Here is a 14684-nt window from a genome sequence, read left to right on the forward strand (position 1 = left end):
TCCTCGATCGTGCGGCTGTCTGCGATGCGGCCCGGCGGGCCTCAGCGGGCCGGCACCCGGGCGTCTCGCCAGCGGCGGACGTCCTGCGCGTCCAGGACGGCCCGCAACACCGGTTGCTCGGCCGCCAGCTCCAGGTACGCGTCGGCGGCCGACTGGCCCGACAACCCCGCCTGGTCCAATTTCGCGTGCAAGTGGTTGTCCCACCGGTACTGCAGTGCGGCCAGCACGCCGGCGGGCCCGCCGAACAGTCGATCGCACCCCGGAAGGTCGTAGAGCAGGCCCGGATTGGCCGGATCCGCGGCCGCGCGGGCCAGTACCTCGCGCAGGATTTCGGTACGATCGTGCAGGTCATTCCACGTCACAGCACCCACCTCCTCGGTTCGGTTGCCCCGCCTCACCACAGGGCCCGCTGTGGCATTCACGCTACGGACGGCGGGCCTCTCCGTCGTCGTGCCGCGGACGAGACTTGCGCTCCTACCGTGGTAGGAGTTCCGGTGCGTTCGCGGGATGATGCCGCGCCGTCGAGCGGCCGTTAACCTTGGAGAATGGGTGCGACAGAGGCCACCGAGCACGGGGCTGCAGAGCCCGGCGCTACCGAGCCCGGCGCCACCACGCACGAGGCAGATGCACACGGGGCGGATGCGCACGAGGCAGATGCGCACGAGCAGCCCGGCTCCGTGCCGGAGCTGCCCGGTCTGCCCGGCCGGATCGGCGTCCGCTTCCGCGAGTTCGTGCGCGACCCGTTGGGCTCGATGCACCGCAAGATCGAGAAGACCTCCTACGACTATCCGGCGTCGGTGATCTACACGGCGCACATCTCGATCATCATCATCGCGATCGCCGCGGCGGCGTTGCGGTACAGCTACTTTCCCACCGCGCTGCCGTTCGTGGCGGTGGCCGTCCTGGCGCTGAGCTACCCGATCTACTACCTGCTGGACGTCGAGCCGGCCCCGATCGTGCTCACCGGATCGGCCATGATCACCGTGGCCATCTTCCTGGCACAACCGGTCTCCCCGGACTCTGCCACGCTGATACTCACGGTGGTCGTGGGCGAGATCGCGGCCATCGCACCGAAGAAGATCAGCCTCGCCGCCACCGGCGCCGCGCTGCTCGAGGTGCTCGGTTTCGCCGCGCTCGGCAACGTGGATTCCGGGCTGCCGATGTACCTGGTCGGGGTGGTGCTGGGCTGGATGGTCGGGCTGATGCTGCAGTTCCAGCGCCGTTCCCTCTATCAGGAGCGGGAGAATCAGGAGATCCGCTCCGCCCAGGCCGCCGACGAGGAGCGCCGCCGCATCGCGCGCGAGGTGCACGACGTCATCGCGCACTCGCTCAGCGTCACCCTGCTGCACCTGACCGCCGCGCGCCACACCCTGGAGACCGACCGCGACGTCGACGAGGCGGTGGACGCGCTCACCGATGCCGAACGGCTCGGCCGCCAGGCCATGTCGGACATCCGGCGCACGGTCGGCCTGCTCGATCAGCGCTCGACGATCACGACGCCCGAGCCCGGGCTCGACGACATCGCCGGGCTGGTCGAGGATTTCGTGCGCGCGGGGCTCCCGGTCGACTACGCGCTGACCGGCGACACCGCCGTGGTGTCTCCGGCAATGGGCCTGGCGCTGTACCGGATCGGCCAGGAGTCGCTGTCCAACGTCGCCAAGCACGCGCCCGCCGCGGAGGTCGTCCTGCGCATCGAGGTGACGGATGCGGAGGTGACCGCCACGGTGACCAATACGCTGCCCGGCTGGACGGTGCTGCGCAGCCGCGGCATGGGGATCTCCGGCATGCGCCAGCGCGCCCGGCTGCTGGGCGGCACCCTGACGGCCGGGCCGCACGAGGGCGGCTGGCAGGTGCGTGCCCGGATCCCGACCGGCACCGGGAAATCCGTGGGCAGCGGGTGTCTCACCGGGACCGATCTTCCGCTGCGCACGATCCGGGTGGCCTTCACCAGCGTGACGAATACGGTGGCTCGCCACCCCATCGCCCGGAAACCCCAGGAGGGCACGTGATCTCGGGACCGAACACGGTCGGCGACACGAACGACACGCCTCGCCCCGGTGCGAGCGGGCACGAGGCGGCCGTCCGGCCGGAGCCGGGCACCGACACCATCGTGGTCCTCGTCGTCGACGATCAGGAGCTGGTGCGCGGCGGGCTGCGCCGCATCCTGCGCCGCCGCGACGGCTTCGTGGTCACCGAATGTTCGGACGGGGACGAGGTTCCGGCGGCCGTCTCGGCACAGCGGCCGGACGTGGTGCTGATGGATCTGCGCATGAAACGCGTCGGCGGCATCGACGCCACCCGCCTGCTGAGGGCCGGCGAGCACCCACCGCCCGTGCTCGTGCTGACGACGTTCGACGACGACCAGCTGCTGTCGGGCGCCCTGCGGGCGGGCGCGACCGGATTCCTGCTCAAGGACTCTCCCGCCGAGGATCTCATCCGCGCGGTCCGGACCGTCGCGGGCGGCGGCTCCTGGCTGGATCCGTCGGTCACCGGCAGGGTGCTGTCGACCTACCGATCGGCATGCCCATCCCCGCCACCGGCTCATACGGGTCTCGACGAGCTGACCGCCCGCGAGGTCGAGGTACTGCGGCTGATCGGGCGCGGCCGGGTGAACGCCGAGATCGCCATCGAGCTCGGCATCTCGGAGGTGACCGTAAAGAGCCACGTAGGACACATTTTCGGCAAGCTCGGACTGCGCGATCGAGCCGCGGCGATCGTGTATGCGTTTGACCACGGCGTGGTCGCACCCGGAGAATCGGCAGTCTGAGGGGCAGGCACAACCCCGGTGTTGCACCGGGCAAGGGTTTCGCACCCTGCCCAGGATGTGGAGGTTTCACCGGTGGAGGCACCGCGGGCCGGCGGCAGATTCGGCCGGTACGAGCTGCGCTCGCTGCTGGGCAGAGGCGGCATGGGCGAGGTCTACGAGGCCTACGACACGGTCGATGACCAGGTCGTCGCGCTCAAACTGCTGCCGCGCGGGCTCGCCGAGGATCCGGCCTACCGGGAACGGTTCCGCCGGGAGTCGGAGACGGCGGCGGGATTGTCGAACCCACACGTCATTCCGGTGCACAACTACGGCGAGATCGGCGGCATCCTCTACCTCGATATGCGCCTGGTGCGCGGAGATTCGCTGCGCACGCTGCTGCGCCGGCACGGCCCGACGGATCCCGACCGCGCGATCGCCCTCGTCGAGCAGGTGGCCGCCGCGCTGGACGCCGCGCACGCCGCCGGCCTGGTGCACCGCGATGTCAAGCCCGGCAACATACTCGTGACTCCGGGCGACTTCGCCTATCTCGCGGATTTCGGCATCGCGCGCAGCGAGGCCGACAGCACCGTGACGATGGTGGGCACCGCGGCGGGTACCTACACCTACATGGCGCCCGAGCGGTTCGACGCGGGCCCGATCACCGAGCGTGCCGACATCTACTCGCTGGCCTGCGTGCTGCACGAATGCCTGACGGGGACAACGCCCTTCCCGACGCACACCGTGAGCGAACTGATCCGCTCGCACCTGTCCGACCCGCCGCCGCGGCCGAGCCTGCAGCACTCGGACGTGCCGCCCGCGCTGGACGCCGTGATAGGGCACGCGATGGCGAAGAAGGCCGAGGGCCGCTACGCGACGGCCGGGGAGTTCGCGGGCGCCGCCCGTGCCGCTCTCGGACTGTCCGTCGGCTACGGGCACGACCGCGCCGAGGACGCGGCACCGGCCTTCGCCGCCGAGCCCACCGGCGACGATATGTTCGGCCGCGACACGGACGGCGACGCCGACCGGTTCGCCGGGGACACCGGCGAATTCGGCGCCGACGACCGGTACGACAATGACGCGTACGGCGACGACCGGTACAGCGACGAACCGTACGGCAACGACCGGTACGGCAACGACTTCGGCGAGCCCGACCGCACACCCCCCGAGGGGCATCGCTCGGTGGCCGCACCGGCCGGTCCCGCCCGCGCCCGCTACGTGGTCGGCTTCCCACCCGGGGAAGACCCCGAATCCGTCTCGTCGACAACCGAATCCGCGGCGGCCGGGCGACCCGCGACCCCCACCCGGGCCATGCCGTATGTTTCCGGCCGCACGGTCGGCACCGACCAGGGCTATCCGCCGAGCGGCACCGACCGGCCGACCGTTTCCGGCTCGACACCCGCCGAGCCGACCACCGCCGGACGGTTCGGTTCCGAACGGACGGACACCTCCGACCGAGCCGACGCGAGCGGCGCCTACCGGCAGGACGCCCCGGCCACCGGACCCGGCCCCGATGCCGCACCGCCCGCGCCGAATGCGCCGAATGCGTTCCAGCCCTTCGGCCCCGAGGGACCGACGATTCCCGCGCGATTCCCCCCGCGCGGCGCCCCGGCCCCCGTCGAGAGTTCCGCACAACCCACCTCGGTGCTGAACACGGGTGCGGGCACGGGCCGTCCGTCGAATGCGGACTCGCCGACGAGCCCGGTCCGGCGAGAACCCGCGCCGGCCACGGAGCACGACACGACCGGCGAGAACCCGCCGGCGCGCGAGTACACGACGACCGGTTCGCTGCGGATCGTCTCGCCCCTCGTCCCGGACGACGGCCACGACCCCGCCGACGACCTACCGGTGATCCGGCCGTCGGATCCGACCCTGCTGCGGCCCGACGAGTTCCGCTTCACGCCGGAAGCGCAGCCCCGGCAACCGCAGGAACCCTGGGAGCCGGACCTCCCGACGCCCGCCGAGCAGTACCCCGTCGACGAGAACCAGTACCCCGTCGACGAGAACTACGCCTACGCCGCTACCCGAGACAGCTACGCACCACCCGGCTACGACTCCCCCGCCGACCCCTACGCCGCTCCCGGCGACGACCGCTATCCCCGTGACGACCGCTTCGCCGCCCCCGGCAGCGACCTCTACGCACCCCGTGACGACGGCCACTACGCACGGCCCGGCGACGACCACTACGCGGGCGACGACCACTACGCCCACCCCGCCGACGACTACGATGACGGCTACGACGACTACGCCCGCCCGCGCCGCGGCTACGCCACCGATCGCGAGGAATACGACTACGCCTTCGGCGGGGAACCCCGATACTCCACCACCGCGGGCGAATACGAGCAGGACCACGAACGTGCATCGAAGCGTTCCATCATCCTGCCCATCGTCATCGGCGTCCTCGCGGTGGCACTGGCGGCCGTCGTCGGCACGGTCGGCTGGCATATGGTGAGCAAGCCCGGCAGCAGCGGGCCGTCGGTCGCCTCGGGCCCGGCGAGTTCGAATGTCACTGTGCCGCAACAGCCCGCGCCGAGCACGGCCGCACCCACGACCGGCGCCACCGCCACCGCGCCGGCCGGCGCCAACGAATGCCAGGGCGCGACCTCCGGGCGGGGCAAGTACGCGAAATCGGCGACGGGTTCGTCGGTGACGTCGTGCGCCTTCGCCGAGGCGGTCCGCAAGGCCTATGCCGACGGGGCCGAAACCGGTTCTGGCGCACCGTCGTCCGTGGTCGCGGTCAGCCCGGTGACCGGCCGCTCCTACACGATGAACTGCTCGGCGTCGGGACAGCTGGTGACCTGCACCGGCGGCGAGAACGCGGTGGTGTATGTGTACTGATGTGAAGTCGGTCCGGCACAAGGGATTCCGGTGGACGTTGCTGACGGCCACGGCGATGGTGATTTCGGCATGCACGGCGAACGCCGGCACGCCCGTTCCCGAGGCGGAGGTCGCCCCGATCACGGCCCCGGTCCCGGCGGCGAATCCGCTGGACCTACCGAAACCCCAGACGCTCGGCGACAACCTGAGCGTCCCGCCCACGATGGCCGCCGAATTCGCCCGGTTGCAGTCCGAAATGCCCGGCAGCATGGGGCTGGCGGTGATGCCGGTCGGCGGCGATCACGCCATCACGCTCGGCGACTGGGGCAGCGGAATCGCCTGGTCCACCATCAAGGTGCCGCTGGCGCTCGCGGCGCTGCGGCACGACCCTGAGGGATTGTCCGCCACCGCGGAGGCGGCGATCACCGCCTCCGACAACGACGCCGCCCAGCAGCTGTGGGACGCGCTCGGGGGCGGCGACCCGGCGGCCGAGGCGGTCGAGGCGGTGCTGCGCGAAGCCGGCGACACCACAACCGATGTCGCCGACCGGCACAATCCGCAGGCGCGCGAGACGGTCGATGATCCGCTGGCGTTCGGCGCCACCGTGTGGACGCTGGCCGACCAGGTCCGCTTCGCCAGCCGGCTGCCGTGCCTGCCGTACGCGGCGCGGGTGGTGCGCCTGATGGGCGAGATCACCGCCAGCCAGTCCTGGGGCCTCGGGGCCTTCGTCGGCGCCGAATACAAGGGCGGCTGGGGCCCCGACGACGAGACCGGCGCGTACCTGGTGCGTCAGTTCGGCGTCGTCCCGACCTTCGCCGGGCCGCTCGCCGTGGCCGTTGCCGCGCAGCCCGATTCCGGCAGCTTCGACGACGCCACCGCGATGCTCGACAAGATGGCGGCCCTGCTGTCGGAACACCTGCACGAACTGGGCGGCGGCGAGTGCCGGAGGTGAGACGCGGCCCGTCGCATATGCGACACCGTGGGCTACAACATTTGACCGTTCTGTCCCGGCGGCCCAGAATGCCTCGACTGGCGGGTGTCATGGTTCCGAGCCACCCGGGAATGGTGGAGGTGACCGCGTGGACGCACCGTGCCGGCGGCCAGGACATCCGCACCGGCGGCCGTGCAACCGGTGCGAGCCGCCCGAAACGCGTTCGCTACCGGGGCATTTCGGTATGAACCCCCGCGACGGAACAGCGCCGCGGGCAGCGGGTTCCGCTCCGGCGCCGGTCGGCGGGCCACCGCTGGAGTCGCCCCGGCGGCCGCGCGGCAAGCGAATCCGGCGGCTGACGCTCGCCCTGTGCGGTGCGCTGATGCTGGTCGGAGCCTGTTCCACCGACAGCGGCGGCGACTCCGGCCCGATACCCACGATGGCGCCGCCGAAGAATATCGACCCCGGCGCGATGGTGGCGCTGCCCGGCACGCTGGCCGCCGACTTCAAGGATCTGCAACCGTCGCTGGGCGGGCACGCCGGCATGGCGATCATGCCCGTCGGCGGCACCCGGCTCAGCGCCATGGGCGACTGGACCACCGGCCCGGCCTGGTCGACGATGAAGGTGCCGCTGACCCTGGCCGTGCTCCGCGGCAACGGCAACACCAGCACGTATCAGATGTCGGCGGCGATCACCGAATCCGACAACGCCGCCGCGGACGGGCTGTGGCAGTCGCTGGGCACCCCGGACCGGGCGGCGCAGGCGGTGGAGGGGGTGCTGCACGAGGGCGGCGACACCACGACCAAGGTGCCCGCGACCCGGTCCCGCCCCGACTACTCCGCATTCGGCCAGGCCCAGTGGTCGCTGGCCGACCAGGTGCGGTTCGCCTCGCGCCTGCCCTGCCTGCCCGATTCCGACACCGTGCTGAACCTGATGGGCCAGGTGGTGTGGGGCCAGCAGTGGGGCGTCGGCCGTCTCGACGACGCCCGGTACAAGGGCGGCTGGGGGCCGGATCCGGCCGGGGGCTATCTCGTCCGCCAGTTCGGGCTCGTCGCCACGCCGACCGGCCAGATGGCGATCGCCCTTGCCGCGCAGGCCAATTCGGGCAGATTCGACGAGGGCACCCAGATCCTCGACAAGCTGGTCGGGCTGGTCGGCAAGCACCTGGGCGAACTGCCCGCCGGGCAGTGCCCACCGGCGCGCTGATCGGCCGGTGCGCCCCCTGTTACCGAGGCTTCACGGGGTCGGGGCTGCGCGGCCGGGACGCGCCCGGCAAGATAGCGGATATGCGCATCGGAGTCTTGACCGGAGGCGGGGACTGCCCAGGCTTGAACGCGGTCATCCGTGCTGTCGTTCGCACCGCGAACGGCCGCTACGGAGACGCGATCGTCGGTTTCCAGGACGGCTGGCGCGGCCTACTCGAGGATCGCAAGATCCGCATCCACAACGACGACCGGACCGATCGGCTGCTCACCAAGGGCGGCACCATGCTCGGCACCGCGCGCACCAATCCGGACGTGCTGCGCGAGGGGCTCGGCCGGATCAAGCAGACCCTCGACGACAACGGCATCGAGGCGCTCATCCCGATCGGCGGCGAGGGCACGCTGACGGCGGCCAGCTGGCTGGCCGACGAGGGCGTCCCGGTGGTCGGGGTGCCCAAGACCATCGACAACGACATCGACTGCACCGACACCACATTCGGCCACGACACCGCGATCGCCATCGCCACCGATGCCATCGATCGGCTGCACACCACCGCCGAATCCCATCAGCGCGTGATGCTGGTGGAGGTGATGGGCCGGCACGCCGGCTGGATCGCGATCAACTCCGGCATCGCCTCCGGCGCGCACCTCACCCTCGTGCCCGAGGTGCCGTTCGACGTGGACGAGGTGTGCACGATGATCAAACGCCGCTTCCAGCGCGGTGATTCGCATTTCATCTGCGTGGTGGCCGAGGGCGCCAAGCCGGCCGAGGGATCGTTCCAGCTGCGCCAGGGCGGCATCGACGAATACGGGCACGAGCGGTTCACCGGTGTCGCGCATCAACTGGGTTCCGAGATCGAGCGGCGGATCGGCAAGGAGGTGCGCACCACGGTGCTCGGGCACGTGCAGCGCGGCGGCAAGCCGACGACGTTCGACCGGGTGCTGGCGACCCGGTTCGGTGTGCACGCCACCGAGGCCGTGCACGACGGGCACTTCGGGCAGATGGTGGCGTTGCAGGGCACCGAGATCGAACTGGTGCCGCTGGCGGATGCGACCAAGCAGCTCAAGCTGGTGCCGTCGGACCGATACGGGGAGGCGGCCGCATTCTTCGGGTGACCGTAGAGGCTTGGCAACCCCCGACCCGTAGGGGGCCTTGGCAGCTCTGCCCACAGGGGCCTTGGCAACTCCGAACGACCCATACGGTTCACGCATCCCGGCGAGTGTGGTTAGGCTTACTCGGATTGCTTTCGTCGGCCCCGAATGCAGAACGCTGGTAGTCGCCATGATGTTTCTCTTCGACTGCACCGTCGACCCCGGTCCGCTGACACCGGACCAGTCTCATGAGGCCATGCAGATCCACATGTGCTGCACCGTAGACGATTGCGCCGTCCGCAAACGGGCGCGGCAGATCCTCGTCGACGCCGGGCACATGGTGCTCGACGAGCGCGCCATCCGCTGGTAACGCGGGCCGTCCGGAGTCACTTCAGCGGCCGGATCACTTCAGCGGCCGGATCACTTCAGGGGCAGCGTCTTCCACCACTCGGCGAAGTCGGTGGCGGACAGGCCGAGCTGGATCGACGGCCAGTGGTCGTCGGTACAGTACAGCAGGTAGTTCGAGCGATTCGGATCGGTGTCGAACGAGGTGATGGAGTAGTACGTGGTGCGCGACTGGTTCTCCGGGGTGTTCCAGCGGTAGTTCGTATACGCGGTGTCCCCGTTGCGCTCCGCGACCCGCCGGTTCGGGGGTAATCGCGACAGCACGGTGAGCGCGTCGGCCGGCGATCCGTAGGCGACGAGGGCGTAGTCGGGCCGGTCGCCGGTGCCGCCCCAGCAGTCCCACGCCGCGACCCAGTTGCCCAGTGCGGGTTGGCCTTCGCCGTGCTGGACCAGCGGATCGCCGGGTTTCGCGGCATGGCAGGTCTTGCCGCCGAAGCCCGGGCCCTCGCCGGTGCCGTCGCCTGTGGTGAGTTCGGGGACCAGCTTCGGGAAGGCGGTGTGCAGCGACTCCAGTTCCCGCACCGGATCGGACTTGCGCGGGGGCGTGGTGTCGGAGCCGATGTCGTCCGAGTCGTCGTCGTGCGACGCGACGACGGCGATGAGGGCGGCCAGCGCCGCCACCAGGAGCACGACGCCGCCGGCGATCCAGCCGAGCGCGCCCGGCGAGCGTCGCTGCGGCGGGCGGGCGGTGAACGCGGGCGCGGGCGGGCGCACCGCCCGTGCCGCGGCGACCGGACGCACGCCGGGGCCCATCGGCGTCGTGGTCGAATACGCGGGCGGGACCGACGGATTCGCCGGCGGCGCCACCATGCCCGGCGACGGGCCGACCGGCAGCGGCCCCGTGGCAGGGCCCACGGCACCGACCGGGACGGCGGCCGGGGCGGTCAGGGCGTGCCGCGCGGCGGCCGCGAATTCCGCACAGGTCGGGAACCGGTCGACCGAACGCTTGGCCATCGCCCGCGCGATCACCGCGTCCATGGCCGGTGACAGCCCGGCCCGCCGCGCGCTGGCCGGCGGCACCGGCCGCTGCAGGTGGCCGTCGATCAGCTCGCTCGGATCCTCGGAGTCGAACGGGCCGGTGCCGGTCAGCAGCCAGTACAGCGCGCAGCCCAGCGAATACTGGTCGGAGGCATGATCCAGCACGGCGCCGGTCATCTGTTCCGGCGACGCGTACGCCAGTGTCGCGGTGAACATTCCGGCCTGGGTCAGATGCTGGGAGTCCTCGCGCAGCCGCGCGATGCCGAAATCGGTGAGGAACACCCGTTCGCCCTTGCCGCCGCCGGAGCGCGCCAGCATGATGTTGGCCGGCTTGACGTCGCGGTGCAGGACGCCGTTGCCGTGCGCGTAATCCAGTGCGGCGGCGACGCCCTCGATGATCTGCACCGCGCGCTCCGGCGGCAGCGTGTGCGGGTTCACGGTGGCCGCGTCGACGCCGTCGACGTACTGCATGCTCATCCACAGCTGTTCGTCCTCGACGCCGCGGTCGTAGACGGCCACGATGTTCGGGTGGTCCAGCCGCGCGGCCAGGTCGGCCTCCCGCTCGAACCGGGCGCGGATCTCGGCGTCGGCGAACAGCTCCCGGTTCAGCAGCTTCAAGGCGGTCAGGCGCGGCAGGCGGGGATGGCGCGCGAGGTAGACCGAACCCATCCCGCCCTGCCCCAGCAGGCGCTCGACGGAAAACCCGGCGAACACATCACCTGTGCTCAACACCTGCGGATCCCCTTCCGGCGACGTACCAGTGCGCGATCCTACCTGTCCGGTCAGCCCGGGGTGACCAGGCCGGATTCGTAGGCCAGCACCACGGCCTGCGCGCGGTCGCGCAGCTCGAGTTTCGAGAACACCTTGGACACATGCGTTTTCACCGTCTGTTCGGCGACGAACAGCGCCTCGGCGATCTCCGTGTTGGACATGCCCTTGGCGATCAGTTCGAGCACCTCCCGCTCGCGCGGCGTCAGCGCGTCCAGCGCCGGGGCCGGCTTGGGGCGGGCGCGGCGGCGGGTGACGTCGGCGATCAGCCGCCGGGTGACCGTCGGCGCCAGCAGGGCCTGGCCCTCGGCCACCACCCGCACCGCGCGCACCAGTTCCTCGGCGGGCGCGTCCTTGAGCAGAAAACCGCTGGCGCCCAGGCTCAGTGCCTCGTAGACATAGTCGTCGATATCGAAGGTGGTGAGCATCAGCACCCGCACCGGCGGATCGGCATGCGCGGCCAGGATGGTGCGGGCGGCGTCCAGGCCGTTCATCTCCGGCATCCGCACATCCATCAGGACCACATCGGGCCGCAGCCGCGCCGTCTCCTCGACGGCGACCTTGCCGTTGGGCGCGTCGCCGATGACGCTGATATCGGACTGGGCGGCGAGCAGGGCGCCGAACCCTTGTCGCACCATCGCCTGATCGTCGGCGATCAACACGGTTATGGGCACGTGACCGGACCTCGGCTGGATCGGACGGTCGACAGCGCCCCGGCCGCCGCCGGCCCGAGCGCTGAACGGTAGGTGAACATCGTGACGAGTCTCGCACGAGCGACCCGCGGGCCGCGCGCCGTACCCCCGGTGCGCTGCCGGACGGAACCGCCGCCGATCTCAGCAGAACCTGGCGATCGACAGCAGCCCGGCGGCCAGACAATACACCGCGAACGGCAGGAGCGTGCGGGTGCGGAAGAACTGTTCCAGGAACCGCACCGACAGCCAGGAGGCCGATCCCGATACGACGGCACCGACCAGCACCGGCCCCCGGATCCCGACGGTCTCCGGTCCGGCCAGCACCGGCAGCTCGACCAGCCCCGCGCCCAGGATCACCGGCGTGGCGAGCAGAAAGGCGAACTTGGCCGCGTGGACGTGCTCGAGGCCACGGAACAGACCGCCGACCATGCTGAGGCCGGATCGGCTGAATCCGGTCAGCAGCGCACCGGCCTGCGCGAAACCGATCCCGGCGGCGTCGCGCAGCCCGAGGGCGGCCAGCGGCCGATCGGACTGCCGGCGGGCCCGGGCGTGCCGCTGGCGCAGTGCGAACCGGCGACCGTACTGCGCCAGCGTCGGCTCGTTGCGCCGGCGCAACCCCTCGCCGACGATCAGCACGACACCGTTGAGGGTCAGGAATACGCTCGCGTAGATCGGCGCCGCGAACAGCACGTGCAGCGGATGTTCGAGCAGCGGCCCGAGCACGCCGACCGGGACGGTGCCGATCACGATCAGCCAGGCCAGCCGTTGCGGAACGGTCTCCAGGCGTCTGGTGCGCAGGGTGGTGAGGAACCCGGCGACGATGGCGTACCAGTCCCGCCGGTAGTAACCGAGCAGCGCCACGGCCGTCGCCACGTGCAGGGCGACCACGAACGCCAGATACGGTGTGCCCGTGCCGGGTTCCTCCGTGCCGACCATGGCCTGCCAGTCGCCGCCGACCCACGCGGCCACCAGTACCGAATGCCCGAGGCTCGAGACCGGGAACAGTTCGGTGACACCCTGCACCGTGCCGATGACGGTCGCTTGGAAGTAGGTCAGCATCGCGAAGAGTCTGGCACGACCAGACCGCCACCGCCGCACGAGCATTCGGTCCCCGCCGCCGCGCCCCGGCAATTCGGGCGGATCCACCCGGGCCCGTGCGCCGTCACGCCCGGGACCTCGAATTCGTCTGCACTCCGGGCATTTCCGACCTGCCGGACGACGGACCGACACCGGCAGGTGCGATCCGCCCGGGCGATACGCCGCCGGGCGTCAGGACTCCGGAACGGATGTCTCGGGCGCGGTCCGGGGCGCCGGCGCGACGACGGCGGGCGTGACCTCGGCGGCGACCGGTCCGGCGTCCGCCCCGAACGGCAGCACGGCGCGCACCTCGAAACCACCGTCGGGCCGGGTACCCGCCGTCAGCGTGCCGCCGATGGCCGCGGCCCGGGCCTGCATACCCGAAATACCCGTTCCCGGTGCGCCGTTCGGCACGACCACGCCGGGCTCGTTGCCGGATGACCACCTCGACCGCGCCGGGCCGGACCGTGATCGTGACCCGCACCGCGGTGCCGGGAGCATGACGCGAGGCATTGGACAGCGACTCCTGCACGATCCGGTACAGCGCCAGGCCCGCCGTGTCCGGGACCGCGGCCAGCTCACCCTCGAGCACCCAGTCGACCGGCACCCCCGCCCGGCGGGCGGCGTCGAGCACCGCGAGGACGTCCACGGCCGCCGGCTGGGGTGCGTGCTCGGGCAGCTGGCCGTCGCTGCGCAGCACCCCGAGCATGCCGCGCACCTCGTTGAGCGCCTCACGGGCCGAGGCCCCGATCGATTCGAACTCCGCCCTCGCCTGCTCGGACACGTCGGCGACCCGGTAGGGCGCGGTCTGCGCCTGCACCACCACCAGCGACATGTGGTGGGCGACCACGTCGTGCAGGTCGCGGGCGATGCGCGCCTTCTCCTCCAGGATCGCCCGGCGCGCCCGCTCCAGCTCGTTCTCCTCCTCCCGCCGCACCAGCTCCCGGCGCGACAGCACCAGCCAGCGCACCAGGAGGCCGAACACCACCAGGCCCGTCATGGCGATCGGCCACGCGAACGGGTCGCCGGTGCGGGCCATCGTGGTGACGAACAGCAAGCGACGAGGCCAGCCAGGCCACCACCACGATCTGCATCTGCGCCCGCACCGCCACCGCGAACAACAGGGCGAAGCAGGTCAGGATGTGCACGACCTGGAACGGCAGCGAGTTGCCGGGCTGGTTGGCGATGGCCAGCGCGATCAGCAGCGCGGAGCCGGCGGATTATCGCCCAGCCGAGCGCCGGGTTGACCCGGATCAGCGCGAACGGCAGCGCCGCCAGACCGGCGATGAACGGCTGGGCCGCCGCCGGCACCTGGTGGGTCAGATGCAGGGTCGGCCACGCGGACCGAGAAACAGCGTCACGGTGGGACCCACCACCGTGAACACGTCGAAGACGAACCGCATGCGATCGGGCCGCCGCGTGGTCAGAGTCACCTGTCGCGCCGCCTGCGCAATCCGAGCCATGCCTATGACCGTAGAAAACCTCCATGACCTGCGTCGTCATACCGGTGGATGAATTCGCACCCCTACCTGGGTGCTAGCCGGAAATCCCGCTCCCCCGGCGCGCCGGTACCGAAATCTATCCCCGGCGTGAGGACGGGTGAGGGGGATGTCCATAACCTAGGCTGTCATGAGCGATGCAACGCAGGGCCGCCCCTCCCGGGCGGAGCCGGCCGTCACCGACTCGTCCGACGCGCGGGATGCGGGCACACTGCCGACCGAATCCGGGAGCGGCCGCGCCGCCTCGGCGCCGGACGGCAGATCCCACCGGCTACGCCGGCTCGGCGGCGGCGCCGCGGTGGTGGCGATGGTGGCGGGTTCGACCGTTGCGTTCGCACCCGCGGCGACCGCCGCGGTCACTCAGCCGACGGTCGAGAGCGCGGCCGCGCGGGCCGCGATCATCGAATTGACCGGCGACCATCCCTGGGAAGCGGTGATCCCCGGCGATTTCCAGGGCGCGCCAGGGCTACCGCCCGGCG

General features: G+C 71.3%; 13 protein-coding genes and 1 pseudogene. 8 read left to right on the forward strand and 6 right to left on the reverse strand.

Going from position 1 to position 14684, the window contains the following annotated elements; translation table 11 throughout:
- Nucleotides 1-41: 41 nt before the first annotated feature.
- On the reverse strand, nt 42-362 hold the full coding sequence (locus D892_RS0139870) for a hypothetical protein (protein WP_024806601.1): 321 nt from the start codon (nt 360-362) through the stop codon (nt 42-44).
- Between the two features lie 183 nt (nt 363-545).
- On the opposite strand from D892_RS0139870, the gene D892_RS0139875 reads away from it, so the two are divergent.
- The 7 genes from D892_RS0139875 (at nt 546) to D892_RS0139915 (ending at nt 9156) form a co-directional block, all read left to right on the forward strand.
- The gene (locus D892_RS0139875) at nt 546-2009 is read left to right on the forward strand and encodes a sensor histidine kinase (protein ID WP_063629996.1); all 1464 of its coding nucleotides are present in this window, start codon (nt 546-548) and stop codon (nt 2007-2009) included.
- Nucleotides 2010-2107: 98 nt separating this feature from the next.
- Nucleotides 2108-2767, forward strand: a complete 660-nt coding sequence (locus D892_RS0139880; protein WP_036571648.1) for a response regulator transcription factor — start codon at nt 2108-2110, stop codon at nt 2765-2767.
- 72 nt (nt 2768-2839) lie between these two features.
- Nucleotides 2840-5581 carry a serine/threonine-protein kinase gene (locus D892_RS49095; RefSeq protein ID WP_232236283.1) on the forward strand — a complete coding sequence of 914 codons (2742 nt, stop codon included), beginning with the start codon at nt 2840-2842 and terminating at the stop codon, nt 5579-5581.
- Entirely contained in the window at nt 5571-6512 is a 942-nt protein-coding gene (locus D892_RS0139895; protein ID WP_036567831.1) for a serine hydrolase, read from the forward strand. The genes D892_RS49095 and D892_RS0139895 overlap by 11 nt, the downstream gene beginning before the upstream one ends.
- A gap of 223 nt (nt 6513-6735) precedes the next feature.
- Nucleotides 6736-7698: a hypothetical protein gene (locus tag D892_RS0139905; protein ID WP_024806605.1), complete on the forward strand. Its 963-nt coding sequence runs from the start codon at nt 6736-6738 to the stop codon at nt 7696-7698.
- A gap of 80 nt (nt 7699-7778) precedes the next feature.
- A complete protein-coding gene (locus D892_RS0139910; RefSeq protein WP_024806606.1) occupies nt 7779-8810 on the forward strand; it encodes an ATP-dependent 6-phosphofructokinase in 1032 nt (343 codons plus the stop codon).
- A gap of 166 nt (nt 8811-8976) precedes the next feature.
- On the forward strand, nt 8977-9156 hold the full coding sequence (locus tag D892_RS0139915; protein WP_024806607.1) for a hypothetical protein: 180 nt from the start codon (nt 8977-8979) through the stop codon (nt 9154-9156).
- 50 nt (nt 9157-9206) lie between these two features.
- On the opposite strand, the gene D892_RS0139920 is transcribed toward D892_RS0139915, so the two are convergent.
- From D892_RS0139920 to D892_RS49100, 5 genes are all read right to left on the reverse strand, one after another.
- Nucleotides 9207-10901 (reverse strand): serine/threonine-protein kinase, encoded by a 1695-nt coding sequence (locus D892_RS0139920; RefSeq protein ID WP_024806608.1) that lies wholly within the window; start codon nt 10899-10901, stop codon nt 9207-9209.
- Between the two features lie 50 nt (nt 10902-10951).
- Nucleotides 10952-11611 (reverse strand): response regulator transcription factor, encoded by a 660-nt coding sequence (locus D892_RS0139925; protein WP_024806609.1) that lies wholly within the window; start codon nt 11609-11611, stop codon nt 10952-10954.
- A 159-nt stretch (nt 11612-11770) separates the two neighbouring features.
- Nucleotides 11771-12688 (reverse strand): undecaprenyl-diphosphate phosphatase, encoded by a 918-nt coding sequence (locus tag D892_RS0139930; RefSeq protein WP_036566578.1) that lies wholly within the window; start codon nt 12686-12688, stop codon nt 11771-11773.
- A gap of 103 nt (nt 12689-12791) precedes the next feature.
- A complete protein-coding gene (locus D892_RS43310; RefSeq protein WP_063629998.1) occupies nt 12792-13763 on the reverse strand; it encodes a sensor histidine kinase in 972 nt (323 codons plus the stop codon).
- Nucleotides 13764-14025: 262 nt separating this feature from the next.
- Nucleotides 14026-14169: a hypothetical protein gene (locus D892_RS49100; protein ID WP_232236439.1), complete on the reverse strand. Its 144-nt coding sequence runs from the start codon at nt 14167-14169 to the stop codon at nt 14026-14028.
- A gap of 166 nt (nt 14170-14335) precedes the next feature.
- Between D892_RS49100 and D892_RS0139940 the strand changes: the two are divergent.
- Nucleotides 14336-14684: pseudogene (locus D892_RS0139940) on the forward strand (hypothetical protein); the annotation flags it as partial.

It is taken from the genome of Nocardia sp. BMG51109 (assembly GCF_000526215.1).
Taxonomy (GTDB): domain Bacteria; phylum Actinomycetota; class Actinomycetes; order Mycobacteriales; family Mycobacteriaceae; genus Nocardia.

Bases quoted from the DNA above. Each gene is read 5' to 3' on its own strand.
- D892_RS0139875 (WP_063629996.1), top strand. From the start codon at position 546: ATGGGTGCGACAGAGGCCACCGAGCACGGGGCTGCAGAGCCCGGCGCT.
- D892_RS0139895 (WP_036567831.1), top strand. From the start codon at position 5,571: ATGTGTACTGATGTGAAGTCGGTCCGGCACAAGGGATTCCGGTGGACG.
- D892_RS0139905 (WP_024806605.1), top strand. From the start codon at position 6,736: ATGAACCCCCGCGACGGAACAGCGCCGCGGGCAGCGGGTTCCGCTCCG.
- D892_RS0139910 (WP_024806606.1), top strand. From the start codon at position 7,779: ATGCGCATCGGAGTCTTGACCGGAGGCGGGGACTGCCCAGGCTTGAAC.
- D892_RS0139915 (WP_024806607.1), top strand. From the start codon at position 8,977: ATGATGTTTCTCTTCGACTGCACCGTCGACCCCGGTCCGCTGACACCG.
- D892_RS0139930 (WP_036566578.1), bottom strand. From the start codon at position 12,688: ATGCTGACCTACTTCCAAGCGACCGTCATCGGCACGGTGCAGGGTGTC.
- D892_RS49100 (WP_232236439.1), bottom strand. From the start codon at position 14,169: ATGGCTCGGATTGCGCAGGCGGCGCGACAGGTGACTCTGACCACGCGG.